General features: G+C 71.8%; 22 protein-coding genes and 1 riboswitch. Of the genes, 3 read left to right on the forward strand and 19 right to left on the reverse strand.

The genetic code is table 11. The annotated features are described in order from the left end of the window. Nucleotides 1-88 precede the first annotated feature (88 nt). Nucleotides 89-2,635, forward strand: coding sequence for an ABC transporter permease (locus AA75_RS31615; RefSeq protein ID WP_033823762.1), 2,547 nt, complete (start codon nucleotides 89-91; stop codon nucleotides 2,633-2,635). Between the two features lie 187 nt (nucleotides 2,636-2,822). Here AA75_RS31615 and AA75_RS31620 read toward each other — a convergent pair whose 3' ends face one another. The 7 genes from AA75_RS31620 to AA75_RS31650 form a co-directional block, all read right to left on the reverse strand. Next, nucleotides 2,823-4,193 (reverse strand): NAD(P)/FAD-dependent oxidoreductase, encoded by a 1,371-nt coding sequence (locus AA75_RS31620; RefSeq protein WP_033823763.1) that lies wholly within the window; start codon nucleotides 4,191-4,193, stop codon nucleotides 2,823-2,825. Nucleotides 4,194-4,635: 442 nt separating this feature from the next. Next, nucleotides 4,636-5,577, reverse strand: a complete 942-nt coding sequence (locus AA75_RS31625; RefSeq protein WP_033823764.1) for a Ppx/GppA phosphatase family protein — start codon at nucleotides 5,575-5,577, stop codon at nucleotides 4,636-4,638. Continuing rightward, complete coding sequence (locus AA75_RS31630; RefSeq protein ID WP_033823765.1) at nucleotides 5,574-6,209, reverse strand: DUF501 domain-containing protein; 636 nt, start codon at nucleotides 6,207-6,209, stop codon at nucleotides 5,574-5,576. Before AA75_RS31630 ends, AA75_RS31625 begins: the two co-directional genes overlap by 4 nt. Before the next feature lie 83 nt (nucleotides 6,210-6,292). Next, nucleotides 6,293-6,766: a septum formation initiator family protein gene (locus tag AA75_RS53790; protein WP_051813849.1), complete on the reverse strand. Its 474-nt coding sequence runs from the start codon at nucleotides 6,764-6,766 to the stop codon at nucleotides 6,293-6,295. A 151-nt stretch (nucleotides 6,767-6,917) separates the two neighbouring features. Beyond that, complete coding sequence (gene eno, locus AA75_RS31640; protein WP_033823766.1) at nucleotides 6,918-8,204, reverse strand: phosphopyruvate hydratase; 1,287 nt, start codon at nucleotides 8,202-8,204, stop codon at nucleotides 6,918-6,920. 197 nt (nucleotides 8,205-8,401) lie between these two features. Continuing rightward, nucleotides 8,402-9,040: a transglycosylase family protein gene (locus AA75_RS31645; protein ID WP_033823767.1), complete on the reverse strand. Its 639-nt coding sequence runs from the start codon at nucleotides 9,038-9,040 to the stop codon at nucleotides 8,402-8,404. Between the two features lie 4 nt (nucleotides 9,041-9,044). After that, nucleotides 9,045-9,229, reverse strand: a riboswitch (cyclic di-AMP (ydaO/yuaA leader). Nucleotides 9,230-9,448: 219 nt separating this feature from the next. Further along, a complete protein-coding gene (locus AA75_RS31650) occupies nucleotides 9,449-10,696 on the reverse strand; it encodes a cytochrome P450 (protein ID WP_033823768.1) in 1,248 nt (415 codons plus the stop codon). A 159-nt stretch (nucleotides 10,697-10,855) separates the two neighbouring features. Here AA75_RS31650 and AA75_RS31655 point away from each other — a divergent pair, with 159 nt between their 5' ends. Continuing rightward, entirely contained in the window at nucleotides 10,856-11,290 is a 435-nt protein-coding gene (locus AA75_RS31655) for an SDR family NAD(P)-dependent oxidoreductase (RefSeq protein ID WP_082526979.1), read from the forward strand. On the opposite strand, the gene AA75_RS31660 is transcribed toward AA75_RS31655, so the two are convergent. The 9 genes from AA75_RS31660 to AA75_RS31700 form a co-directional block, all read right to left on the reverse strand. Then, complete coding sequence (locus tag AA75_RS31660) at nucleotides 11,217-12,749, reverse strand: cytosine permease (protein WP_063794478.1); 1,533 nt, start codon at nucleotides 12,747-12,749, stop codon at nucleotides 11,217-11,219. The genes AA75_RS31655 and AA75_RS31660 overlap by 74 nt on opposite strands. Beyond that, complete coding sequence (locus tag AA75_RS31665) at nucleotides 12,746-13,048, reverse strand: Rieske (2Fe-2S) protein (RefSeq protein ID WP_051813851.1); 303 nt, start codon at nucleotides 13,046-13,048, stop codon at nucleotides 12,746-12,748. The genes AA75_RS31660 and AA75_RS31665 overlap by 4 nt, the downstream gene beginning before the upstream one ends. Continuing rightward, nucleotides 13,045-13,902 carry an iron-containing redox enzyme family protein gene (locus AA75_RS31670; RefSeq protein ID WP_051813852.1) on the reverse strand — a complete coding sequence of 286 codons (858 nt, stop codon included), beginning with the start codon at nucleotides 13,900-13,902 and terminating at the stop codon, nucleotides 13,045-13,047. The genes AA75_RS31665 and AA75_RS31670 overlap by 4 nt, the downstream gene beginning before the upstream one ends. Further along, a complete protein-coding gene (locus AA75_RS31675) occupies nucleotides 13,899-14,684 on the reverse strand; it encodes a dihydrodipicolinate synthase family protein (RefSeq protein WP_033823769.1) in 786 nt (261 codons plus the stop codon). The genes AA75_RS31670 and AA75_RS31675 overlap by 4 nt, the downstream gene beginning before the upstream one ends. Next, nucleotides 14,681-15,190: a DUF6190 family protein gene (locus AA75_RS31680; RefSeq protein ID WP_033823770.1), complete on the reverse strand. Its 510-nt coding sequence runs from the start codon at nucleotides 15,188-15,190 to the stop codon at nucleotides 14,681-14,683. The genes AA75_RS31675 and AA75_RS31680 overlap by 4 nt, the downstream gene beginning before the upstream one ends. After that, the gene (locus AA75_RS31685) at nucleotides 15,177-16,358 is read right to left on the reverse strand and encodes an aminotransferase class I/II-fold pyridoxal phosphate-dependent enzyme (RefSeq protein WP_033823771.1); all 1,182 of its coding nucleotides are present in this window, start codon (nucleotides 16,356-16,358) and stop codon (nucleotides 15,177-15,179) included. The genes AA75_RS31680 and AA75_RS31685 overlap by 14 nt, the downstream gene beginning before the upstream one ends. 256 nt (nucleotides 16,359-16,614) lie before the next feature. Next, nucleotides 16,615-17,307, reverse strand: a complete 693-nt coding sequence (locus AA75_RS31690) for a DsbA family protein (RefSeq protein ID WP_051813853.1) — start codon at nucleotides 17,305-17,307, stop codon at nucleotides 16,615-16,617. A 134-nt stretch (nucleotides 17,308-17,441) separates the two neighbouring features. Beyond that, nucleotides 17,442-18,248, reverse strand: coding sequence for an MBL fold metallo-hydrolase (locus AA75_RS31695; protein ID WP_033823772.1), 807 nt, complete (start codon nucleotides 18,246-18,248; stop codon nucleotides 17,442-17,444). 59 nt (nucleotides 18,249-18,307) lie between these two features. Next, complete coding sequence (locus tag AA75_RS31700) at nucleotides 18,308-19,255, reverse strand: DMT family transporter (RefSeq protein WP_033823773.1); 948 nt, start codon at nucleotides 19,253-19,255, stop codon at nucleotides 18,308-18,310. Between the two features lie 145 nt (nucleotides 19,256-19,400). Between AA75_RS31700 and AA75_RS31705 the strand changes: the two genes are divergently transcribed. Beyond that, on the forward strand, nucleotides 19,401-20,000 hold the full coding sequence (locus tag AA75_RS31705; protein WP_033823774.1) for a TetR/AcrR family transcriptional regulator: 600 nt from the start codon (nucleotides 19,401-19,403) through the stop codon (nucleotides 19,998-20,000). A gap of 262 nt (nucleotides 20,001-20,262) precedes the next feature. Here the strand turns inward: AA75_RS31705 and AA75_RS31710 are convergent, their stop codons facing one another. The 3 genes from AA75_RS31710 to AA75_RS31720 form a co-directional block, all read right to left on the reverse strand. Further along, nucleotides 20,263-21,258, reverse strand: a complete 996-nt coding sequence (locus tag AA75_RS31710) for a MazG family protein (protein WP_033823775.1) — start codon at nucleotides 21,256-21,258, stop codon at nucleotides 20,263-20,265. Between the two features lie 84 nt (nucleotides 21,259-21,342). Then, complete coding sequence (locus tag AA75_RS31715) at nucleotides 21,343-21,978, reverse strand: SurA N-terminal domain-containing protein (protein ID WP_033823776.1); 636 nt, start codon at nucleotides 21,976-21,978, stop codon at nucleotides 21,343-21,345. A 111-nt stretch (nucleotides 21,979-22,089) separates the two neighbouring features. After that, the gene (locus AA75_RS31720; RefSeq protein WP_051813854.1) at nucleotides 22,090-22,584 is read right to left on the reverse strand and encodes a hypothetical protein; all 495 of its coding nucleotides are present in this window, start codon (nucleotides 22,582-22,584) and stop codon (nucleotides 22,090-22,092) included. Nucleotides 22,585-22,626 lie beyond the last annotated feature (42 nt).

The raw sequence follows: 22,626 nt of genomic DNA on the forward strand, positions 1-22,626 counted from the left end.
TGCGCCGCTTCGACGCCAAGGGCCGCACCAGCTGACACCCCGGCACCAGCCCGCCCCCATCCACCGACCCCAGGACACGGCAACCACCATGTACCGCACCGCACTGCGCAACGTGCTGGCCCACAAGGGCCGGCTGCTGATGACCGCCCTCGCCATCATGCTCGGCACCGCCTTCGTCGCCGGCACCATGGTCTTCTCCGACACGCTCGGGCAGGCCATGAAGAGCAGCTACGCCAAGAGCTACTCCGACGTGTCGGTGCTGGTGACCGACCGGACCACGGGCGGCCCGGTCCGCGGTGAGCGTGCCGCGGCGCCCCTCACCGACGCCACCGTGAAGGAGCTGGGCGCCCTGCCGGGTGTCCGGCAGGCCCGCGGTGTGGTGTCCGGCTTCACCGGGGTCGCGGACCGCAAGGGCGACCTGATCGGTGAGGCGTGGTCGGCCCAGGGCGCCAACTTCGTGCCCGGCCCCTCGGGTCAGGACTCCCGCTACCCGATGACCGAGGGCCGCGGACCGAAGGCGGCCGGGGAGATCGCGCTCGACCGGGGCACGGCCGAGGGGGCCGGCTTCAAGGTCGGCGACCGGGTCCGGATCGCCGGCAACGGCCCGGCCTCCACCGCCACCCTGACCGGGATCTTCACCACCGACGACCCGACGGTCACCTCCGGCGGCACGCTGACCCTGATGGACACCGCCACCGCGCAGCAGCTGCTGGCACTGCCCGGCCGCTACAGCAGCGTGGTGCTGACCGCGCAGAGCGACACCGCGGAGTCCGTGCTGGCCACCGCCGTCCGCACGAAGCTGCCCAAGGAGGGCGGGTTCGCGGTGGAGACCGGGCGGGAGCTGACCGACCGCCAGACCGCGACGATCGCCGAGTCGACCTCCGCGATGAAGAGCATGCTGCTGGTCTTCGCCGCCATCTCGCTCTTCGTCGGGATCTTCATCATCGCCAACACCTTCAGCATGCTGATCGCCCAGCGGGTCAAGGAGCTGGCGCTGCTGCGCGCGGTCGGCGCCGCCCGCGGCCAGGTCACCGATTCGGTCCTGGCCGAGGCGCTGCTGATCGGCGCCGCCGCCTCGGTGGCCGGCCTGCTGGCGGGCATCGGCATCGGCGCCGGGATGCAGGCGCTGATCTCCTCGTTCAGCCCGGGCATGCCCACCGGTCCGCTGGTCATCGCGCCGGCCACCGTGGTGACCGCGCTGACGGTCGGGGTGCTGGTCACCGTGGTCTCCGCGGTGCTGCCCGCGATCCGGGCCTCGCGGATCCCGCCGGTCGCCGCGATGAGCAGCGGTGAGCTGCCCACCACCCAGAAGGGCCTGATCGTCCGCAACACGATCGGCTCGCTGGTGACCGCGGGCGGCCTGGCCCTGATCCTGGCCGGTGCGAACGCGTCCGGATCCTCGGGCCGCGCCATGATCGAGGGCGGCGCGCCGGTGACGCTGATCGGCATCTTCGTCCTGCTGCCGCTGCTGTCCCGCCCGGTGATCGCGTCGGCCGGGCCGCTGCTGGCCCGGCTGGCCGGCACCCCCGGCCGGCTGGCCCGGCGCAACGCGGTCCGCAACCCGCGTCGTACCGCCGCCACCGCCGCGGCCCTCACCATCGGCCTCACCCTGGTCAGCACGATGACCGTGCTCGGCGCCTCGGTGACCGACGCGGTCGCCAGGACCGTCACCGGCACCATGAAGGCCGACTTCAGCGTGGCCATGGCGGCCGGCGGCGACCTCTCCCCCGAGACCGTGGCGGCGGTCGCCGAGGCCCCTGGGGTGACGGCCGTCAGCCCGGTCACCGACGCCTTCTGGTCCTTCGGCGGCGAGGACCAGCCGGTCAGCGGCCTCGACCCCGCCACCTTCGACCAGCTGGTCGCGCCGGAGCTGGTGAGCGGCTCGGCGGACGCCCTGAAGCAGGGCCGGATCCTGATCGACAGCAAGGTGGCCGCGAGCACCGGCGCGACGGTCGGTTCGACCCTCGCGGTCGGCTACGGGGACGGCGCGAGCGGCACCGTGACGGTCGGCGGGGTGTTCCGCCCCAGCGAGGTGCTGGCGCCGGTGGTGGTGGCCGGCACCGCGGTCGCCGAGCACTCCGCGCGGCCGTACATCCGGGAGATCCTGGTCAAGGGTGCGGACGGTCCGACCGCCGCGCTGCGGCAGTCGGTCAAGGACGCCACCGGCAGCAACCCGGTGATCAAGGTCCGCAGCAAGCAGGACATGCAGGACGAGTTCAGCCGGATCATCACCTTCGCGCTGAACATGATGTACGGCCTGCTGGCGATGTCGGTGCTGGTCGCGGTGCTGGGCGTGGTCAACACCCTGGCGATGTCGGTGTTCGAACGCAAGCGGGAGATCGGCATGCTGCGGGCGATCGGCCTCGACCGGCGCGGGATCAAGCGGATGGTCCGGCTGGAGTCGGTGGTGATCTCGCTGTTCGGTGCGGTGATCGGGGTGCTGCTCGGCTGCTTCCTGGCCTGGGCCACCAACCGCACCCTGGCCGTCGACCTGCCCGGGCTGGTCACGGTGGTCCCGTACGGCACGATGCTGCTGTTCCTGGCGCTGGCCGGGCTGGTCGGCATGGTGGCCGCGATCTGGCCGGCCCGCCGGGCGGCGAAGCTGGACATCCTCGCCAGCATCAAGACCGACTGACCGCCGTACAGCAGAAGGCCCCTGCCGGAGGGTTCGGCAGGGGCCTTTCACGCTGCTGACTTCTGTACTTCTGTACTCCGCCCGGTCGCACTGCCGGCTGAGCACCACGGAGGTCGTGGTCCGGCGACACTGCCGGGCGGAGAGCCTCCGACTCGTACCCGGGCATCCAGCGCCCGGATCTGGTCGCTTACTTGCTGGCCGCGAGCTCCTTCTCGGCCGGAGCGGCCTGGGCCACGACCTTGGGGGCCGGCGCGGTGGCCTCCTGGAACGCCACGAACGGCTTCTCCATCTCGGCGAGGCCGACGGTCTCGCGCTTGAGGAACATCGCCAGCGTCCAGTCGGTGAAGACCCGGATCTTGCGGTTCATGGTCGGCACCCGGCTGCCGTGGTACAGGCGGTGGAACCACCAGGCCGGACGGCCCTTCAGCTTGTACTTGCCGAAGAGGATCGCCACACCCTTGTGCAGGCCGAGACCGGCGACCGCACCGAGGTTCTTGTGCTTGTACTCGGCCTGCGGGAAGCCGCGCATGCCCGAGATGACGTTGTCACCGAGCACGATGGCCTGCCGGACGGCGTGCTGGGCGTTCGGCGGGCACCAGGCGCCCTCGCCGACGGCGAGGTCCGGCACCTGGGCGTTGTCGCCGGCCGACCAGACGTAGTCGAAGCCCTTGACCTGGAGGGTCGGGGCGGTGTCGACGTGGCCGCGCGGGCCCAGCGGGAGGCCGAAGTTGGCCAGCACCGGGTTCGGCTTGACGCCGGCCGTCCACACGATGGTGGAGGCGTCCGCCTCGACGCCGTTCTTCAGCACCACGTGCTGGTCGACGCAGGAGTCCATCGAGGTCTCGATGTAGATCTCGATGTTGCGCTCTTCGAGCTTCTCCTTGGTCCACAGACCGAGGTCCGGGCCCATCTCGGGGAGGATCCGGTTGGCCGCCTCGACGAGGATGAAACGCATGTCCTCGCGGGTGACGGTCTTGTAGATCTTCGCCGCGTCGCGCGCCATGTCCTCGACCTCGGCGATGGTCTCGACGCCGGCGAAGCCGCCGCCGATCACCACGAAGGTCAGGGCCTTGCGGCGGACCGCCTCGTCCGTGGTGGACTCGGCCTTGTCCAGCTGCGCCATGACGTGGTTGCGGAGGCTGATCGCCTCCTCGACCGTCTTCATGCCGATGCCGTGCTCGGCGAGCCCGGGGATCGGGAAGGTGCGCGAGACCGAGCCGGTCGCGACGACCAGGTACTCGAAGGGCAGCTCGTAGGAGTCGCCGGCCGCGGGCTGGATGGTGGCGACCTTGCGGGCGTGGTCCACACCGGTGACCGCACCGGTGAGCACCTCCGCCTTCTTCAGGGCGCTGCGCAGCGGGGCGACGAGGTTGCGAGGCGCGACGTTGCCGCCGGCCGCCTCGGGAAGGAAGGGCAGGTACGTCATGTACGGCCGCGGGTCGACGACCGTGACGGTCGCTTCGCCGTAACGCATCTTCTTGAGGATGCGCATCGCGGCATACAGGCCGACGTAACCACCGCCGACAATGAGGATGCGAGGACGCTCCGTGGTGCTCATATCCGAAAGTATCCACCCCCGCCCCGAGCGCCCTTCGTGAGGCCCGTCACAACCCTCTGGACACCCTCTGCTACACTGCGCGGCCACAATCGCGGGGCCGGACGGGGCGTCCACCGCCCCCGGTGACGCCCGGCGCGGGCCCCGGCCGGAAGTGCCCTGCTGAGCAGCAACGATCCCGGTACGCCCGAGGTTCCCGGGCTTCATTTCGATTCCATCGGCGATCCGGAGGCCCCGCCTGGGATCCACGGGGGGATCCGGCCGGACGGCCTTCGGTCCCGCATATCGGACAGAGCGGACGGGCGGGTGCGTCGAAAGGGCGGATCGCCATGTGAAGAAATTCACGAACTTTCTCGCGACGCGCCGCACGCGACCCGGCCCCGGGACGGTCGAGGCCGTTCCGGGGCCGGTCGGGTAAGGGGTACGGCAGCTCAGGGGGCCATACTCAGGGGGCGATGCTCCAGGCGATGCCGTCCAGGATGTCGTGCTCGCTGACCACCAGCTCGGCGGCGCCGGTCCGCTCCATGACCTCGAGCAGGACCAGCGCACCGGCCGCGATCACGTCGACCCGGCCCGGGTGCATCACCGGGATCGCCGCGCGCTCGGCGTGGGTGGCGCCGAGCAGGCGGGTCGAGACCTCCCGGACCTGCTCCAGGCTCAGCCGGCTGTGGTGGATCCGCCCGGAGTCGTAGGCGGGCAGCCCCAGCACGATCCCGGCCACCGTGGTGACGGTGCCGGCCACCCCGACCAGGGTGGCCGCCGCGTCCAGCGGGACCGTCTCGGCGGCCAGGTCCAGGGCGGCCCCGATGTCCGCCCGGGCCCGGGCGATCTGATCCGGGGTCGGGATCTCGCTCCCGACGAAGTGCCGCTCGGTCATCCGCACGCAGCCGATGTTCACCGACCGGGCCGCCTGGACCTCCGCTGCGCCGAGCACGAACTCGGTGGAGCCGCCGCCCAGGTCGAAGACCAGGTAAGGGGTGGGCAGGTCGGTGCCGGTGAGCTCCTTGGTGGCGCCGAGGAAGGACAGGTGGGCCTCCTCCTCGCCGGTGATCACCTCGGGTTCGACGCCGAGGATGTCCTTGACCCCGGCGGTGAAGTCCCCGGCGTTCGCGGCGTCCCGGGAGGCGCTGGTGGCGGTCAGCCGGATCCGCTCGGGGCCGACACCGTGCGCCGCGATCAGGCCGGCGTACTCGCGGCAGGCCGCGAAGGTCCGCTCCAGCGCCTCGGGCGTCAGCCGGCCGGTGCGGTCGACGTCCTGGCCGAGCCGGTTGATCACCATCCGGCGGTCCAGGTCGGTGATCTCCCCGGTGGCCGGGTCGAGGTCGGCGATGAGCAGCCGGATGGAGTTGGTGCCGCAGTCGATCGCGGCGACCCTGGTGACGGTCACTGGCCCTCTTCCTCCGCCTGCGCCCGCTTGGCGGCCCGCTCGGCGGTCTTCTGCTCCTTGGCGGCGATCACGGCCGCGTGGTCCTCGGCGGCGGCCCGCTGCTCGGCGACCCGGGCGGCGCTGGCCTCGACCTCGGCCGGGGAGACACACGGGCCCTTGGCCCACCAGTCCTCCAGCATCCCGATCGCCTCGTCGCCCAGCGGGTTGACGCCGGGACCTGCCGCCAGCGCGTGGCCGACCAGCACGTGCAGGCACTTCACCCGGTCCGGCATGCCGCCCGCGCTCGGGAAGCCCTCCAGCACCTCGATCGCGTCCCGGCGGGCGATGTAGTCCTCGTGCGCCTTCTGGTAGGCGGCGGCCAGCTCCGGGTCCTCGGCCAGCCGCGCGCTCTGGTCCTTCATCACCCCGTCGGCCTCCAGGGTGCCGATCAGCGAGGCTGCCTTGGGGCAGGTCAGGTAGTACAGCGTGGGGAACGGCGTACCGTCCGGCAGCCGCGGCGCCGTCTCCACGACGTCCGGGTTGCCGCAGGGGCAGCGGTGGGCGACCCCGCGCAGGCCGCGCGGCACGCGGCCGAGCTGGGCGGCGATGGCGGCGACATCGGAATCGGCAACGGGGGTGTGCTCAGTGGTCATCAGCGGTCTGTCTTCGTGAGGGGCGGGGGTTCGGGGGGTGTGCTTCGGTGCTCCGGGCCGGCGGCCGGGATCGGCGGCCGGGGTCAGCGCCCGGCTGCGGGTGCGGGTACGGCTCCGGCTTCGGGCCCGGTCCGGGGCGAGGCCGCGTCGGCCAGGTCGACCGACTCCCAGAATCCGGCGTACCACGGCTTGAGGGCCTTCGCCTGGGCGGCGGGCGCCGCACCGGTCGACGAGGACTTGACGGCCGCCGAGGGCGACGGGTCCACCGACACGAACGGCGTCTCGCCGGGCACCGCGTAGTGCAGCCGCTCCCGGGCCTGGGCCTTCACGTACTCCGGGTCCTGCCAGCGGGCCCGGTCCCGGGTGAGCTGCTCGACCTGCTGCCTGACCTGTTCGGCCCGGGCCCGCTGCTCCGCGAGCTCGGACCGCTGCGCGATGAACTGGCGGGCCGGGTAGGCGAGTATCGCCACCAGGGAGCACAGGACGAGCACCAGGATCGTGGCCCGGCTGGTGAACCGCGGCCGCGCCGGGAGCCCCGGGATCCTCCACCTGGCCATCTGGTACCCCTCCCCGTGGTGTGCGGGGCCTGCGCGCCGGTGCCCCGGCCTCCACCCTACGGGGTGAGGACCGGGGCACCGGTACAGCGGGCGACCGTGTTCGCGGCAGCTGCGCTCGTTACGCGTTACTCCGCGGAGCGGCTGTGCTTGATTACTCCGCGGCGCGGAAGCGGGGGAACGCGCCCCGGCCCGCGTACTCGGCGGCGTCGTCGAGGATCTCCTCGATGCGCAGCAGCTGGTTGTACTTGGCGACGCGCTCGGAGCGGGCCGGGGCGCCGGTCTTGATCTGGCCGCAGTTGGTGGCGACGGCGAGGTCGGCGATGGTGACGTCCTCGGTCTCACCGGAGCGGTGCGACATCATGCAGCGGTAGCCGTTGCGCTGGGCCAGCTCGACGGCGTCCAGGGTCTCGGTGAGCGAGCCGATCTGGTTGACCTTCACCAGCAGCGCGTTGGCGGTGCCGGTCTCGATGCCGCGGCGCAGACGCTCCGGGTTGGTGACGAACAGGTCGTCACCGACCAGCTGGACCTTGTCGCCGAGCTTCTCGGTCATGGCCTTCCAGCCGTCCCAGTCCGACTCGTCCAGCGGGTCCTCGATGGAGACCAGCGGGTACGCGGCGACCAGCTCGGCGTAGTAGTCGATGAGCTCGGCGGAGGAGATCGCCTTGCCCTCGAAGGTGTAGGCGCCGTCGTTGTGGAACTCGGAGGAGGCGACGTCCAGGGCGAGCGCGACGTCCTTGCCCGGGGTGTAGCCGGCCTTCTTGATGGCCTCGACGATGAGGTCGAGCGCCTCGCGGTTGGAGTCCAGGTTCGGCGCGAAGCCGCCCTCGTCGCCGAGGCCGGTGGACAGGCCGCGCTCCTTCAGCACGCCCTTGAGCGTGTGGTAGACCTCGACGCCCCAGCGGACGGCCTCGGAGAAGGACTCCGCGCCGATCGGGGCGATCATGAACTCCTGGATGTCGACGTTGGAGTCCGCGTGCGACCCGCCGTTGAGGATGTTCATCATCGGAACGGGCAGCACGTGCGCGTTCGGGCCGCCGAGGTAGCGGAACAGCGGGAGGTCGGAGGCCTCGGAGGCGGCGTGCGCCACGGCGAGGGAGACGCCGAGGATCGCGTTGGCGCCGAGCGAGGACTTGTCCGGGGTGGCGTCCAGGTCGAGCATGGCCTGGTCGATCAGGCGCTGCTCGGTGGCGTCGTAGCCGACCAGCTCCGGGCCGATCTGCTCGATGACGGCCAGGACGGCCTTCTCGACGCCCTTGCCGAAGTAGCGGTTCTTGTCACCGTCCCGCAGCTCCAGCGCCTCGAAGGCACCGGTGGAGGCGCCGGACGGGACGGCGGCGCGGCCCGTGCTCCCGTCGTCGAGCCCGACCTCGACCTCGACCGTGGGGTTGCCGCGCGAGTCGAGAATCTCACGGGCTACGACGACATCAATGGACGGCACGAGGCATCTCCTTGCGGAAGCGGGATGTGTTGTCGTTACGACCAGAGCCTAACCGCACCCGGAGCCGGGGCCGCGCAGACCTCGGCACCGTCTCACCGTGTGGCCCGGCTACTCGCCGGTAGTTCACCTGAATGCCCGCAAACCAGGCCGTACCTGCCGAACCGTCGCCGGGACGGCCTGGCCGCGCCGGGCCCGGGTCAGCCCAGCCGCAGGACCTGGCCGGGCTCGATCAGGTCCGGGTCGGCGCCGATCACGGCCCGGTTGGCGTGGTAGAGCTGCTCCCAGCCGCCCGCCAGCCGCTGGGCCTCGGCAATGGCGGACAGGGTGTCACCGGGGCCGACGGTGTACTCGCCGCCCTGGTCGTCGGGGGCCTCGGAGGACGGCTCGGAGGCGCGCTCGACCGGCGGGGCGGCGGCGCTGCGGGACGAGGGGTCGGCGTCCGCCTGCTGGTGCGGGCCGCCCTTGGCCAGCCCGGCCCGGCGGGAGCAGACCGGCCAGGCGCCGGGGCCCTGGGCGGCCAGCACCCGTTCGGCGACGGCGATCTGCTGGCTCTTGGTGGCCTGGTGGGCCTGGGCGGCGTACTTCGCGCCGCCGAACGAGCGCCAGGTGTCGGAGGTGAACTGCAGTCCGCCGTAGAAGCCGTTGCCGGTGTTGATGCTCCAGTTGCCGCCGCTCTCGCACTGGGCGACCTTCTCCCAGGTGGAGACGGGGGCTGCGGTCGCGCCCTGGGCGGCGAGCAGTGGCAGTGCCAGACCGACCCCGGCCACGCCTGCTGCGGCGATGGCCTTCTCGGCCCGGTTCCAACGACGGTGACGGCCCGTACCGGTGAAGAGCATGTGGATTCCCTCTCCGCACGCCTGCGAGGTGAGCTGTCGGGTTCGGACCGGGAGGTGGTGGCCCGGCCGTCTCGGCGGGGCGGGAACGAGTGCTCCTGCCCGCGTCGGCGGCTTCACCCCTAGCCGTCGGGGGGCGACGGCGCAAACCTGGGTCCCCCGCCCCTGTCCTGGTTCTGGTCGGCTTCCCGGGGCGCGGGGACAGGATTCGGCGTTCCGCGTCCGGGGCCCGCGACTGCGAGCTTCCCGGAGGTTAGGCAGACGTATGTGCCAATCACAAGCTCATATCGCCGCCATCACGGAGAAATTACGAACCGTCAAAGATCGTCCACCAACCGTCCCTATATGTCCGAGTTGATAGTCATTCGGACGGCGAGAAAATCACCGTCCGACACGCGGACCGACACACCGTCAGGGGTGTGCCGAGAACGCCACCGGCAGCTCGCGCAGCCCCCGCATGATCAGTCCGCCGCGCCAGCGCAGGCTCTCCGGTTCGGCCGCCAGGGTGAGGTCGGGGAGCCGGGTCAGCAGGGTGGCGATGGCCAGCTGTCCTTCCAGCCGGGCCAGCGGCGCCCCGATGCAGTAGTGGATGCCGTGGCCGAAACCCAGGTGGGGGTTGTCCTTGCGGGCCAGGTCGAGGGTGTTCTCGGCGGCGAAGCGGGCCGGGTCCCGGTCGGCGGCGGCCAGCACCACCAGCACCGGGTCGCCGACCGGGATGTCCACCCCGCCGATGGTCAGCGGACGGGTCGCGAACCGCCAGGTGGCCAGCTCCACCGGTCCGTCGTAGCGGAGCAGTTCCTCCACCCCGGTGGCCAGCAGCTCCCGCTCACCGCGTGCCACCGAGTCCTGCAGCAGGGTGCGCTGGGCGGGGTTGCGCAGCAGCGCGTACAGGCCGTTGCCGATCAGGTTGACGGTGGTCTCGAAGCCGGCGAAGAGCAGGATGAAGGCCATCGCCGCGGCCTCGTTCTCGGTCAGGTGCTCACCGTGGTCACTGGCCCTGATCAGCCCGGAGATCAGGTCGTCGCCGAGGTCGGCGCGCTTGCGGTGGATGAGTTCCAGCAGGTACGAGCGCATCTTCTTGACCGCCCGGGCCACTCCGCCGCGCGGGCCGCGGCCGTGCCGGATCATCATCCCGGCCCAGTCCCGGAAGTCGTCCTGGTCCTCGGGCGGTACGCCGAGCAGGTCGCAGATCGCGTAGATGGGGAGCGGGAAGGCGAACTCGTGGATCAGGTCGGCCGAGCCGCGGGCCGCGAAGTCGTCGATCAGCCGGTCGGTGAGGTGCTGCACCCGCGGCTCGAACTCGGCGACCCGGCGCGGGGTGAAGGCCTTGGAGACCAGGCGGCGCAGCCGGGTGTGGTCCGGCGGGTCGATGTTCAGCAGGTGGGTCATCAGGTCGGCCTGGCGCTCGCCCGGGATGCCGACCCGGCCGCTGCGGTGCGCCTGCCCGCTGTGGTGCGCCGGGTTCTTGGACAGCCGGCCGTCCGCGAGCGCCTGCCGGGCGTCCGCGTAGCGCGTCACCAGCCAGGCGTCCACGCCGCTGGGGAGCGTGGTGCGGTGCACGGGGGCGTGCTCGCGCAGCCAGGCGTACGCGGGGTAGGGGTCGGCGGCGAACTCCCACGTGAAGAGCTCCGGCTGGGTGGACTCGACTGGTTCCGGCATGGCACGACCGTAACCTTTGCCTGCGCGGGCGTGAGTCTGGTCACCTGGCGGGTAATCCCTGTTGCGGAGGGTCGCCGCGTGTCTACGATCCTCCGACAGCCATGTGTGGGCCGCGGTGCGGTGCGGCCCGCGGCGGTTTCGCTCAAGGAGGAGCAGGCCATGCGAGTAGCCGGGGCAGTGGTGGTCATCGCGGTGCTCGGCGGAGGTTCGGGGGCGGGTCTCGCCCGCCGGTTCGCCGCCGCGGGCGCGGCCGGGCTGCTGATCGCGGATCTCCACCCCGGCGTCGCCGAGGACCTCGCCGCCGAGCTGGACCGGCCGGGCTGCCCGGTGGTCGGGGTGAGTGCGGACGTCCACCAGCCCAGCGACGTCGCCGCGCTGGTGGAGACCGCCCGCAAGCACCTGGGTCCGATCGACCTGTTCGCGGTGGCCGGACCGGACGGCGAGCGGATCGTGGCGCTCGCCGACCTGCCCGACCACCTCGACCCGCTGGCCGAGCTGCTCGCGCTGGTCGGCGAGGCGATCAGCGAGGTCGTGCCGGCCCAGCGTCGGGCGCCGGCCGGGAGCGGGACTGCCGTGGCAGCGCCGGGGCGCTGAGCGGCAGGTACCGTTCGGGCGGCCCGGCCGGGCTCTCGCCCGGCTCCGGCGACAGCCGGACCAGCAGCACGTACAGCAGTGCCGCGGCGCCGAAGGAGACCGGCAGGCTGAGGTCGACGCCCGCGGTCAGTTCGGCCAGCGGGCCGACGTACAGCGGGTTGTTGACCCAGAGCACGCCGAGCACCGCGCCGGTGAGGAAGGCCGCCGCCGCCCGGGGGTTGAGCCCCCGGGTGTACCAGTAGCGGCCCGCCGGGGCGTCGGCCGGGGCGAGCTCGGCCGGCCGGTAACGGCCCCGGCGCAGCAGGTAGCCGGCCGTCAGCACGGCCGCCCACGGCGCCACCGCGGTGAGCAGCAGCGAGACGAACGCGGACATCGAGTCCATCGCGTCGTACACCACCGCGCCGAGGTACAGGGCCAGGATCGAGGGCACCGCCACGGCGAGCGTGGCGGCGGCCCGTGAGGTGCGCCAGAACAGCGAGTTGACGGACAGCCCGGCCGCGTAGAGGCACAGGCCGCCCTGCGGGAGGGTGCCGACCAGGCCGAACACCACGATCACCGGGACGCTCCAGCCCGGTACGGCGTCGGTCAGGCCCTGCAGCCAGAGCGGGTCGGTGGGGAAGAAGGTCGTCACGTACGCGCCGACCAGCAGGGCGGCGACGCAGGTGAGGAACATGCTGCCGCCGGCCCACCACAGCACCGGCCGGTCGCCGCGGCGCCCGGACATGTAGCGGCTGTAGTCGCCCTGGAAGGTGGCGTACGAGAGCGGTGCGGCCGCCGAGGAGGTGGCCGCCAGCAGCCAGGTGGTGCCCTGGCTGCCGAGGACCAGGTCCCCGCCGCCGTAGCCCGGGTCGAACCCGGGTACCAGCACGACGACCAGGAACAGCAGCATCAGGCCGCCGAGCACGGCGGTCGCCTTGTAGGTGCGGACCAGGGCGTTGTGCCCGAGGGCGGCGACCAGGACCACCGCCACCGCGGCCGCGGGCATCGCCAGTGCCAGCGGGCCGCGGCCGACCGGGGTGCCGAGCAGTTCGTGGGCGGCGACCATGACAGCGGTGCCGCCGGTCCAGACCGAGATGGCGAAGAAGCCGATCGCCACCGCGATGGTGATCACGTTGCCCAGCGCCCGGCCGCGGACGCCGAAGTGCGCGCCGCTGGCCATCGGGTCGTTGAGCCCGGTCCGCAGGCCGAACCGGACCAGCGGGAGCACCATCAGGGTGCCGACCGCGACCCCGGCCAGGATCGCGGTGCAGGCGGCCCACCAGCCCAGGCCGTAGCTGACCGGCAGCGCGCCGAGCACGACGGTGCCGAAGCAGAACTGGGCGGAGGACCAGATCCAGCCGAACTCGCCGGGCCCGGAGGTCCGTTCGGACTCGGGGATGGGGTCGATGCCGTGCTGCTCGACCTGGGGGCCGCGGGTGGCGGCCCCCAGGTCGGACAGTTCACGGCGGTCCGCCGTCACCTCGCCCCGCCGGCCAGCGCGGCGGCCTCGTCGGTGCCGTCCGAGCCGTCCGCGACCACCGCGACCACCCTGAGCGGGTCGCAGGCCGGTCCGGCGGTGCGCCGGCCCGAGTCGAGGTCGAAGGTCGAGCTGTGCAGCGGGCAGCGGATGCGCAGGTTGCGCTCGTCCACGTACCCGAACAGCAGCCGGCCCTTGCGGTGCGGGCAGGAGGCCTGGACCAGGACCCGGCGGCCGGACAGCTCCACCAGGACCAGTTCCTCGGTGACCTGCCGGATCCGGGTGGGGGTGTCGGTGCTCATCGCACCGCCCCCGTCCGGGCCAGCGTGATCGCGGCCTCGTTGGCCTCGGCGACGATCGCGCTGGTGAGCGTGACGCCGGCCCAGACCTTGGCGAGGTCGGCGCCGGCCTCCTCGTCGTAGGCCTTGATCGCGCCGCGCATCTGGCGGCTGTGGTACTGGTCGATGTACAGGTGCTCGGTGAAGTACTGGTGGTGCTCGATGCCGAGCCGCTTGGCCGCCTGGGCGAAGCCCTGGAAGCCGTACAGCACGCTGGCCTCGAAGTAGGCGTAGGCGCCGAGGAAGTACTCCGGCGACTCGGCCCGTGCGGCCAGCCAGTGGAAGAGGTTGACGTAGGCGAGGCCGGCGGCTCCGGTCCCGTCGATGTAGTCGTCCAGGTCCAGGGACATCCCGAGTTCGGTGAGCAGGTCCCGGTACAGCTGGGAGTGGGCCTGGTCCTCGTTGCCGCAGCCGAGTTCGTCGATCAGCACCCGGAAGACGGCCATCCCCGCGCGGTACGGCAGCCGGGGCACCACCGGCAGCAGCGGCTGGGACTCGATCAGGCCATCGACCGCGAACTGCCCGACCACCGCCTTGAACTCCTCCAGGGTGGCGGACAGCGCCAGGTAGTCCTGGCTGGCCGGGATGTCCGCCTGCTCGGCCGCGTGCAGTTCGCCGAGCGCCTTGACCAGGTCGGCCAGCGATCCGAACTCCGGCGCCGCGGCGACGTGTTCGGCAGCCAGCCGGCCGATCCAGGCGTCCTCGGCGGCCCGCATCCAGCCGTACTCCTCGGCGCTTGGCAGCCGGCGGTTCAGCCGGAACAGCCTGCGCTGGTCCCGGAGTCCGGCGTCGGCCTCGGTCTCCAGGGCGGCGGTCACCGCTCCGCCACCACGTCCGGGAAGGCGATGACCTCGCGGCGGTGCAGCTCCTCCTTGACGTAGCGGTACCAGTCGTCGCGGAAGATGCCGTAGCGCTCGCAGGCCTCGTCGACCTTCTTCTGCACGTCGGGCGCGGGGTCGACCAGGACCGCGTTGCACAGCGCGGGGTCCAGGTTGGCCAGCGGGCCGACCATGCCGGCGATGCCGGGGACGTCGGAGAGCAGGTTCTCCCAGCCCTCGAAGACCGGGATGGAGAGCGCGGCGGCCGCCTGCCGGGTGTACTCGGCGGAGCCGCTGGACTCCTTGATCCCGACGATGCCCGGGAGTTCGCAGATCCGCAGCAGGGTGGCCAGCTCGATCTTGTTCCCGGAGACCGCCTCCTCGTTGTAGAGGAAGAGCGGGATGTCCACCGCCTCGCGGATCCGCCGGTAGTGGAGGTAGATCTCCTCCTGCGTGATGTCCGAGCGGAACGGGGTGGTCACCACCGCGGTGGCGGCCCCGAGGGCGAGGGCGACCTTCGCCCGCTCGATCACCGCGTCGGTGTCGGGCAGGTGGATGCCGGCCAGCACCGGCAGGCCGTCCGCGTACCGGACCGCGTAGGTGACCATGTCACGCCACTGGGTCTCGGTCAGCTTCCAGCCCTCGCCGGAGCTCAGGGCCGGCATCAGGCCGGTGACCTCCGCCCGGATCGAGGCGATCAGCCTGGCCACGCTCGCCTCGTGGACCCGGCCCTCGGCGTCCACCGGGGTGACCAGCGGTGCGATGGTTCCGGTGTACGTCATGACGTCTCCTGGGGTCCGAAGGACGCCACCCGCAGGGCGAGCGAGTCCTGGTAGAGCGGCTCCAGCAGGCCGGGGAAGACGGGCTCCACGGCCGGCAGGGGCAGGGCGGTGACGGGCAGCCCGGTGCGGGCGAGCAGCTCCGGGTCGGCCGTGACCAGGGTGCCCCCGCGGTTGGCGACCTGGCCGACCAGCAGCCGCTTGATGAGCGGCAGTCCGGTGAGCGCGGGGTCGGCCGCCGCGGCCGCGAGGTCCTCCTCCGAGTAGCCGATCCGGTCGATCCGCATGTCGGTGTGGAGGTTGTCCATGAACGGGTAGTAGGCGTCCTGGACCTGCCGGGAGTACTGCCAGACCAGGTTGTCGCACCAGCCGACCTGCTCCAGGTTCAGCACCACCCGGTCGCTGAGCCGGCCGGCGAAGAACGCCTTGAAGCTCCGGCGGACGGCCTCGTCGCTGCTGTGCATCGCCATGAAGGCGGTGCCGTCGATGAAGGTCTCAGCTCTGCTCATGACGCTTCAGCACCTCACGCAGCCGCTCCATCGCCGAGGCGAACACCTTGGGCTCCCGGGCGAGCGCCAGGCGGATGAAGCGCTCGCCGCGGCTGGGCTCGTTCCAGTAGAAGAAGGTGCCGGGCAGCACGTACACCTCGGAGTCGTACAGCTCGGCCTGCAGGGCCGAGGCGGTGAGGTGCTCGGGCTTGATCCGGAACCAGGCGACGCTGGTGTTGACCACCGGCGTCTGGTACTCCAGCACCGCGCCGTCCAGCGCCCACTCGGCGGCCCGGCGGTTCTGGGTGATGATCTCGCGGACCGACTCGAAGCCGTCCTCGATGGAGTCCTCGATGTACTGGGTCACCATGTTGAGGACGAACGGCGAGACGTTCAGCAGGACGCTGGTGTGCAGGTTGTAGACGTCCTCGTGGATGTTCCGGCTGGCGGTGATCATGGCGCACTTGGCGTCCTGGATCGGCCAGGTCTTCCCGGTGTCCTCGATCACCATGTAGGTGACGCCGGAGTCCTCCAGCAGCTGGTAGACGTCCACCCGCCCGATCTCCGGGTCGCACAGCGCGAAGGAGGCGAAGCAGAAGTCGATCATCAGCAGCTTGTCGTGGTCGACGCAGTAGCGGATGACCTCGCGGAAGCCGTCCAGGCCCTGGGCGAGCAGGGTGAAGCCGGTCGGGTTGTTCGGGTCCACCAGGTAGATGGCATCGGTCTCGACATTGGCGACCAGGCCGTCGTAGATGCCGGCCGTCTCGGCCAGGGTCTGCTCCGGGAGCGGCTTCAACGGGACCTGCATGTTGCGCAGCAGGTCGGTGAGGTTGTCGAAGCAGGGCTCGATGAGCGAGACCGTCATCTCCCGGCGCTTCAGGTACATCGCCGCGACCATGGTCGCCACGCTGGCCGAGTAGGAGAGCAGGGTCCGGCCCATCGCACGGGCGGTGGGCTGGCGGTGCAGGCGGAAGAAGGCGTCGACGAACTGCGCCTCGAAGTAGGCCTGCTGGTTCTGCTCCGACTCGTACCAGAGCTCCGGCAGCCGGCCCACGATCTTGTCCTGGCTCGCCGACTGGCGCTGGTGGGTGTGCGCATCGGCCAGGTTGAACCTGGTCTTCAGCGCTTCGATCTCGTGCTGGGTCAGGTCCACGAAGGAGCTGACGTCGGAGGTGCTCGTATTCGACATAGCAATATCCCCCTTGCTGCTGATCGAAATGCGGATGGCGAAGATTCGATCACTCGATCGATCCTCGAATCTTCGAGCTTCACCCTAGAGGAGATCCACCGGGGCTGTGGGTAACAGAACGATAACTTTGAATTTACATTCAGCCGTCGAGATCGATTCGTGATTGATCGGTTCGGGCAGCACGAATAGGCACCCCGAGGATCCCGGGATGCCTATTCCTGGCAGGCTATGAAAATACGTTCCGAGCGGGCTCGGATCAGACCGCGGCGGCGCGCTGGAGCAGGTCGTCGAAGGCCTTCGGGTCATCGCTCTCGATGACCGGCCAGCCGATGCCGTAGCCGCCCTCCCAGCGCACCTTGATGCCCGGGTTGGCGTGGTCGGTGCCGTCCGGCAGGAACAGGTGCGGACTGCAGTTGACCCGGTCCGACGCCGAGAGCGCCGCCTGCGCGGACAGCTCGGCGCGGGCCCGGCCGTCGTTCAGCGCCGACTCCAGCTGGGCCACGTCGACCACCTCGGCCTCGCGGGCGGCCTCCAGGATCACCTTGCGGTTGCTGATGCAGCGGGACTCGGCCCAGAACGCCCGGCGCAGCGCCAGGTCCAGCTGCTCCGCGGCCCGGAAGCTCTGCGCCTTGGCGGCCTGGACCGCCTCCAGCGCAGGCAGCGTGGTCGACGGGTACAGCCAGTCCTTCGCCTGCCACAGCTGCCAGCCGGCACCCGGCTCCAGGCTCGCGTTGCGGGCCACCTCGCTGTCGGTGCCCGGGCGCGGGCTCGGGGCGTTGTTCAGCAGCTCCAGCGGGAAGGCCCGGTGGTCGAACCAGACCTTGCCGTCCAGGCCGAGCCGGGTGCGGGCGGTGTGCAGGCGGTGGACGGCGATGTGCGCGAACGAACACCAGATGTCGGAGAAGACCGTGATGACGCCGGGCGGCGGGGTCAGGTCGGCTTCGGGCATGGGGTGGCTCCTGTCGGATGGTGCGGATGGTGCACGTGCGGGTGCGGGAACGGAGGTGGGTACGGGTGCCGCCGGGGCGGCGCCGGCCTGCCGGTCCGTCCGGGACGCGCCGGGACGGCGGTGCGGTCCGGGGCTCATGACCGGGCCGGGGACCCGGCCTCGTGCGCGGCCAGCGCCGCGTCGAGGTCCAGGTCCGCGTCGGCGAGCCAGGCGGGGAGCGAGGGGATCTCGGACATCGCGGCGAACAGGTCGTCCACCCGGCCCTCGACCGTCGGGCCGTGGGCGCTGAGCAGCCGGGCCGGCCGCAGGCCGGCGATCTTCTTCAGCGCCGCCCGGAACTTCTCCTCGTCGGCCAGCGCCGTCCACGGCGCGATGGCCCGGTTGAGTATGGAGAATCCCGAGAAGAACTCGTCCTCCGGTATTTCCGAGAGATGCTCGGCGGGCTCCGACACCACCGTGCCGAAACTGTCCGAGCTGTACAGGGTGCCGTCCGAATGATCGAACAGCGCGACGGTCCCCGGCGAATCGTAGGTCGGTGGACGATGGAAGCTGATCGTCCGGTCCGGGAGTTTCCAGGTGCCCCCCGGATTAGCCGTGACCACACGGTCACCAGGAATGTGGAATTCCTCGCCGAGCCGCGTCAGCGATATCGGGTTGGTGACCAGACGGGCCTGCGGCGCCGCCTCCAGGACCGCGGCCAGGCTGCCGGTGTGGTCGCGGTCGTCGTGGGTGACCACCAGCCAGCGCAGGTCGGCCGGGTCGATCAGCTCCCAGAGCGCCTTCAGGAAGCCCTCCCGGTCCACCGGCATCCCGGTGTCGACCAGGAACGGCTCGGCGCCGTGCACCAGGAACGCGTTGACCGCCTGCAGGCCGAGGCCCGGGATCGGCAGGTCCGACGGGATCACCTGGATGCCGGGGCCGGCCTGGTAACTGTCTCTCATGGATGGGACCTCCGAGCTGGACGTCGACGGGACGGGCCGTCAGGACAACACCGGGCGGTTCAGGACAGCTGGATCGCCAGCGAGCCGCCGATCAGGCAGACCAGACCGATCAGGCGGGAGGAGTTCAGCGCCCGCTTCGGCAGCCGGAACAGGCCGTTGTGGTCGATCACGGCGGAGGTGAGCTGCTGGCCGGTCACGGTGAGCGCGACCGTCACGGCGGCGCCGATGCTGGGGATGAGCATGAAGGTGCCGGTCACGTACGCGGCCGCGCAGGCCCCGCCCAACCAGCCCCACCAGGGCATCTTCTTCAGCGGCGCGACCTTGGGCGCGGGCGTGCGGTTGGTGGCGCGCAGCGCGATCAGCACCACGGCGATGGTGACGGTGGCGACCGTGAAGCTGATCGCGGCGACGGTGATCGGCGCGTTCAGGTCGGCCCGCAGCTTGGCGTTGATCGCACCCTGGATCGGCAGGACGCCACCGGCCACGATGCCCAGCGCCAGCCAGCCCACCCGGGCCGCACCGCTCAGCTGGGCGGCGCCCGGCGCGGCCGCGGCGGCCGCCCGCAACTGGCCGCGGACGATCACCACGATCCCGACCAGGACGGCGAGCGCACCGAGCACGATGCCCACGCCGAGCGGCTTCTTCTCCAGACCGAACAGGCCGAGCAGGTCGATCCCGAGCGAGGCGAACATCTGCCCGGTGACGAAGAGTCCGACGCTCACCAGCGCGCCGAGCCGTGGGAAGAGCAGGATGCCGCTGGTGATGTAGAGCGGGCTGGCCAGGCCGCCCAGCAGGTGCCAGCCGTCGACATCCGAGAGCTTGCCCAACGCGCCCAGGGTGCCGAAGACGGCGGCGATGATGATCAGAATGCCGGTGGCGACGCTGAGCTGCACGGTGGAGGCGCCGTAGGGCGTCCCGACCGCGGAGTTCAGCTGGAGGTTCACCGACGCCTGGACGGCCAACAAGCAGCCGACCAGCAGGGCCACGGCAAGCAGCGCGCTGTGCATGACCTCGTCCTCTCCCAGTTAAACGGACAGTGTGTCCATTTACAGTACACCTGAAAGGGCTAAGTGGACAGTCGGCTCAGTTTCTTCTGCGCCTGGTAGTAAGCTCGAAAACATGCACAGCGGGCAGCACCGACGCGATCTGGCCATGACAACAGGCCTGCCGGTCCCCACTCCCCCGGCGCAGGCGAAGCCCCGTGAACGGGCCGATGCCGCGCGCAACCGCGCCCAGATCCTGGCCGCGGCCGAGGAGCTGTTCGCCACCAGAGACCCGGCCACCATCACCATGGACCAGCTCGCCAAGGCCGCCGGCGTCGGCCGCGCCACCCTCTACCGGCGCTTCCCCGACCCGGCCGCCGTCGCGGTCGCGCTCCTCGACGAGCACGAGTACCGGCTCCAGGAACAACTCCTCAGCGGCCCGCCCCCCTTGGGGCCCGGGGCACCGCCCGGGGAGCGGCTCGCCGCGTTCTACGTCGCCGCGATCGACCTGCTGGAACGTCACCTGCCGCTCGCGCTCGGCGCGGAGACCGGGGCGGCCCGCTTCACCTCGGGCGCGTACGGCTTCTGGCGGATCCACATCCGCACCCTGCTGGTCGACGCGGACGTCCCCGACCCCGACGCCCACATCGACCTGCTGCTCGCGCCGCTGGCGCCCGAGCTCTACGACTTCCAGCGCAACCGGATGGGGCTCAGCAGCGAACGGATCATCGCCTGCGTGGCGGGGATGGCGCGGCGCTTCATGCGCTGACCCTCCGGCGCCCCTCCCCCGCAAGCGCAGCCCCCTCCGGGGGCGCGAGGAACTGCGCGAAGCGGGAGACATCCCAGCTCAACGACAGCAACGGACCCGCAACCCAGCGCAGCGTCCCCAAGGGGCGCGAGGAACTGCGCGAAGCGGAAGACATCCCGGCTCAACAACGGCAACGTACGAGCAACCCCACCCGTGCGACGCCGGGTGCACCCCCGTGCCCTACCGCCCTCGCGCAGTTCCCCACACCTCCAGGGGTGGGGGGTCAGGCCGGGAGGCCTTCTGCTGTGCGGATGGCGGTGCGGTAGTGGCGGGCTGCCGCGCGGAGGGCCGCGTCGACGTCGATGCCCGCGTCGTAGCCGCGCTGGGCGACGGCCAGCAGCAGGGCGCCGGCGCTCTCGTCGGTGAGGTCGGCGGACGGCAGGGTCCACGGCTGGTCGGGGACGCCGGTGAAGCCGGCCCGGCGGACGCGGGAGACCAGCTTCGCCGCATAGGCGAGCGAGGGCAGTCCGGCCGGTACGCCGTCCAGGACGGACTCGCGCTGCTTCTCCGCGGCCTTCAGCTGCTCCCAGTTGGCCTCGACCTGGGCGGTCCCGGTGGCGTCGACGTCCCCGAAGACGTGCGGGTGCCGGTACATCAGCTTGTCGACGATGTCACCGGCGACGTCGTCGATGGAGAACGGGTCCTCGGGGTGCTCCTCGGCGATCCGGGAGTGGAAGAAGACCTGCAGCAACACGTCGCCGAGCTCCTCGCGGAGCGTCTCGCGGTCGCCCTCCTCGATCGCCTCGACCAGCTCGAAGGCCTCCTCCACCAGGTACTTCACCAGGCTGGCGTGGGTCTGCTCGGCGTCCCACGGGCAGCCGCCCGGCGAGCGCAGCCGGTCCATCACCGAGGCCAGGTCGAGCAGCCGGGCGCCGGGCAGGTCGTACGAGCCGGGCAGCAGCTCGATCTCGGGCGCCGCACCGGCCTCCTCCACGGAGATCCGGGCCAGGGCGTCGGTCAGTCCGGGGTCGCCGTCGGGGCTGCCCAGCCAGAGCACCGGGGCGGCCTCGACCAGGCGGCGGGCGAGAGCGGGCGCGGTGCCGCGTTCGATCAGCTCGACCTCGACCCCGGCCTGTCGCAGGGCGGGCAGCTGGGGGTGGGCCGGGTCGGCGGCCAGTACCCGGCCGGCGGCGTGCAGCGCCTGCCAGGCAGGCCAGGAGAGCAGGCCGGGGGCGACCCGGTGGGTGGTGGTGAGCAGGGTCAGCTTCGGAGTGTCCACAGCTTCGAACCTACCCGTCCGGACCCCGGCCCCCGGCCCCCGGCCCTCGGCCCGGTGCCGGCCGTCGGTACAGGTCGGTACAGGTCAGTACAGGGTGCTGTTGGTCGGCAGCCAGTCGTCGGCCGTGTCGGTCAGGCCGATCTGGGCCGGGTCCCAGTGTCCGTAGCGCGGGTTGACCTCGATCCGCAGGGCGGTGCCCGCGGTCACCAGGGCCTTGCGGATCGCCTCGTCGCCGCCGGCCGAGCGGGCGTCCTGGCCGTCGGCGGTGGCGAGTTTCTGCAGGCCGAGCTGCTGGCGGTAGAAGTCGTCGATGCCGACGGCGGGTACGCCCTGCTTGCCGAGCAGTTCGGCGGCCAGCTGGTCGGGCCCGCCGAGCAGCTTCGCGTCGGCCTCGCGGGCCTGCGCGACCTCGGTGGCGGAGACGGTGAGGCCGCGGTCGGTGAGGGCCTTGGCGAGCACCCGGTCGAGCACCAGCTCCGCGACGGTACGCCGGGCGAGGCCGGCCTGTTCCGCGCGGGCCGCGCCGGGCCGGGCGGCGGACGCGTCCCGCACCGCGGCGACCTTCGCCTCGACGGTGGCCACGCTGATCCGTTCGTCACCGACCACCGCGGCGGCTCCCTGGTGGGCCGGGGTGTTCGCGCAGGCGGCGAGCAGGACGGCGAGGGAGAGTCCGGCCACCGCCTGGGCGGTGCGGCGGGCGGCGGAGCGGGTGCGGATCACGTGCGGCCTCCAGTTGTCCGGCTGTGGCTGGTGCGGTCTCCGGTGGTTCTCCTGACAGGGACAGACAATAGGGAGCCCGACCGCGCGGTGCCAGACCTTGGTCCGAACGGGTCATCCGCCCGTGGCGTAGGGGTTGCCGCCCGGCGTCGGCGGCGGGGTGGCCGGCTGCCCGTAGGGCTGCGGGTACGGCTGGGCGTGCGGCTGCCCGTACGACGGGCCGTACGGCTGCGGGTGGGCCGGGAAGGCGGGGTGCGGGGCAGGCCGGCCGGGGAACCAGGCCGCGGCGCGGTCCATCACCAGGAAGTGCACCGGCGCGCCGACCGCCAGGGCGATCAGCAGCAGCCCGCCGACGATGCTGTACGGGCTGCCCTGGCTGTTGTCCGGGGTCAGGCCCAGGCAGACGTAGACGGCGAGTTGCACCGCGCCGATCACGACCGCACCGGCGAGGTCGGCGGGCCGGCGCCGGCGGGCGGCCAGCACCACCGACGGGACCAGGCCGAGCAGGCCCACCGTCAGCAGCGGCAGCAGGGCGTAGAGGGCCTTCAGCGCCGGGTGGTGCGGGCCGCCGGCGGCGTGGCCGGGCGGCCCGTACGGGTGGCCGGACATGCGCTCTCCTGTCCAGGTGGTGGCGGGTGGTGGCGGTTCGCC

This window comes from Kitasatospora sp. MBT63, assembly GCF_000710465.2.
Lineage (GTDB): Bacteria > Actinomycetota > Actinomycetes > Streptomycetales > Streptomycetaceae > Kitasatospora.

Coding starts and splice junctions, on each gene's coding strand:
- AA75_RS31655 (WP_082526979.1), top strand. CDS start 10,856: ATGCGAGTAGCCGGGGCAGTGGTGGTCATCGCGGTGCTCGGCGGAGGT.
- AA75_RS31690 (WP_051813853.1), bottom strand. CDS start 17,307: ATGCCCGAAGCCGACCTGACCCCGCCGCCCGGCGTCATCACGGTCTTC.
- AA75_RS31695 (WP_033823772.1), bottom strand. CDS start 18,248: ATGAGAGACAGTTACCAGGCCGGCCCCGGCATCCAGGTGATCCCGTCG.
- AA75_RS31615 (WP_033823762.1), top strand. CDS start 89: ATGTACCGCACCGCACTGCGCAACGTGCTGGCCCACAAGGGCCGGCTG.
- AA75_RS31720 (WP_051813854.1), bottom strand. CDS start 22,584: ATGTCCGGCCACCCGTACGGGCCGCCCGGCCACGCCGCCGGCGGCCCG.
- AA75_RS31665 (WP_051813851.1), bottom strand. CDS start 13,048: ATGAGCACCGACACCCCCACCCGGATCCGGCAGGTCACCGAGGAACTG.
- AA75_RS31645 (WP_033823767.1), bottom strand. CDS start 9,040: ATGCTCTTCACCGGTACGGGCCGTCACCGTCGTTGGAACCGGGCCGAG.
- AA75_RS53790 (WP_051813849.1), bottom strand. CDS start 6,766: ATGGCCAGGTGGAGGATCCCGGGGCTCCCGGCGCGGCCGCGGTTCACC.
- AA75_RS31650 (WP_033823768.1), bottom strand. CDS start 10,696: ATGCCGGAACCAGTCGAGTCCACCCAGCCGGAGCTCTTCACGTGGGAG.
- AA75_RS31630 (WP_033823765.1), bottom strand. CDS start 6,209: ATGACCACTGAGCACACCCCCGTTGCCGATTCCGATGTCGCCGCCATC.
- AA75_RS31620 (WP_033823763.1), bottom strand. CDS start 4,193: ATGAGCACCACGGAGCGTCCTCGCATCCTCATTGTCGGCGGTGGTTAC.
- AA75_RS31705 (WP_033823774.1), top strand. CDS start 19,401: ATGACAACAGGCCTGCCGGTCCCCACTCCCCCGGCGCAGGCGAAGCCC.
- AA75_RS31685 (WP_033823771.1), bottom strand. CDS start 16,358: ATGTCGAATACGAGCACCTCCGACGTCAGCTCCTTCGTGGACCTGACC.
- AA75_RS31680 (WP_033823770.1), bottom strand. CDS start 15,190: ATGAGCAGAGCTGAGACCTTCATCGACGGCACCGCCTTCATGGCGATG.
- AA75_RS31675 (WP_033823769.1), bottom strand. CDS start 14,684: ATGACGTACACCGGAACCATCGCACCGCTGGTCACCCCGGTGGACGCC.
- AA75_RS31700 (WP_033823773.1), bottom strand. CDS start 19,255: ATGCACAGCGCGCTGCTTGCCGTGGCCCTGCTGGTCGGCTGCTTGTTG.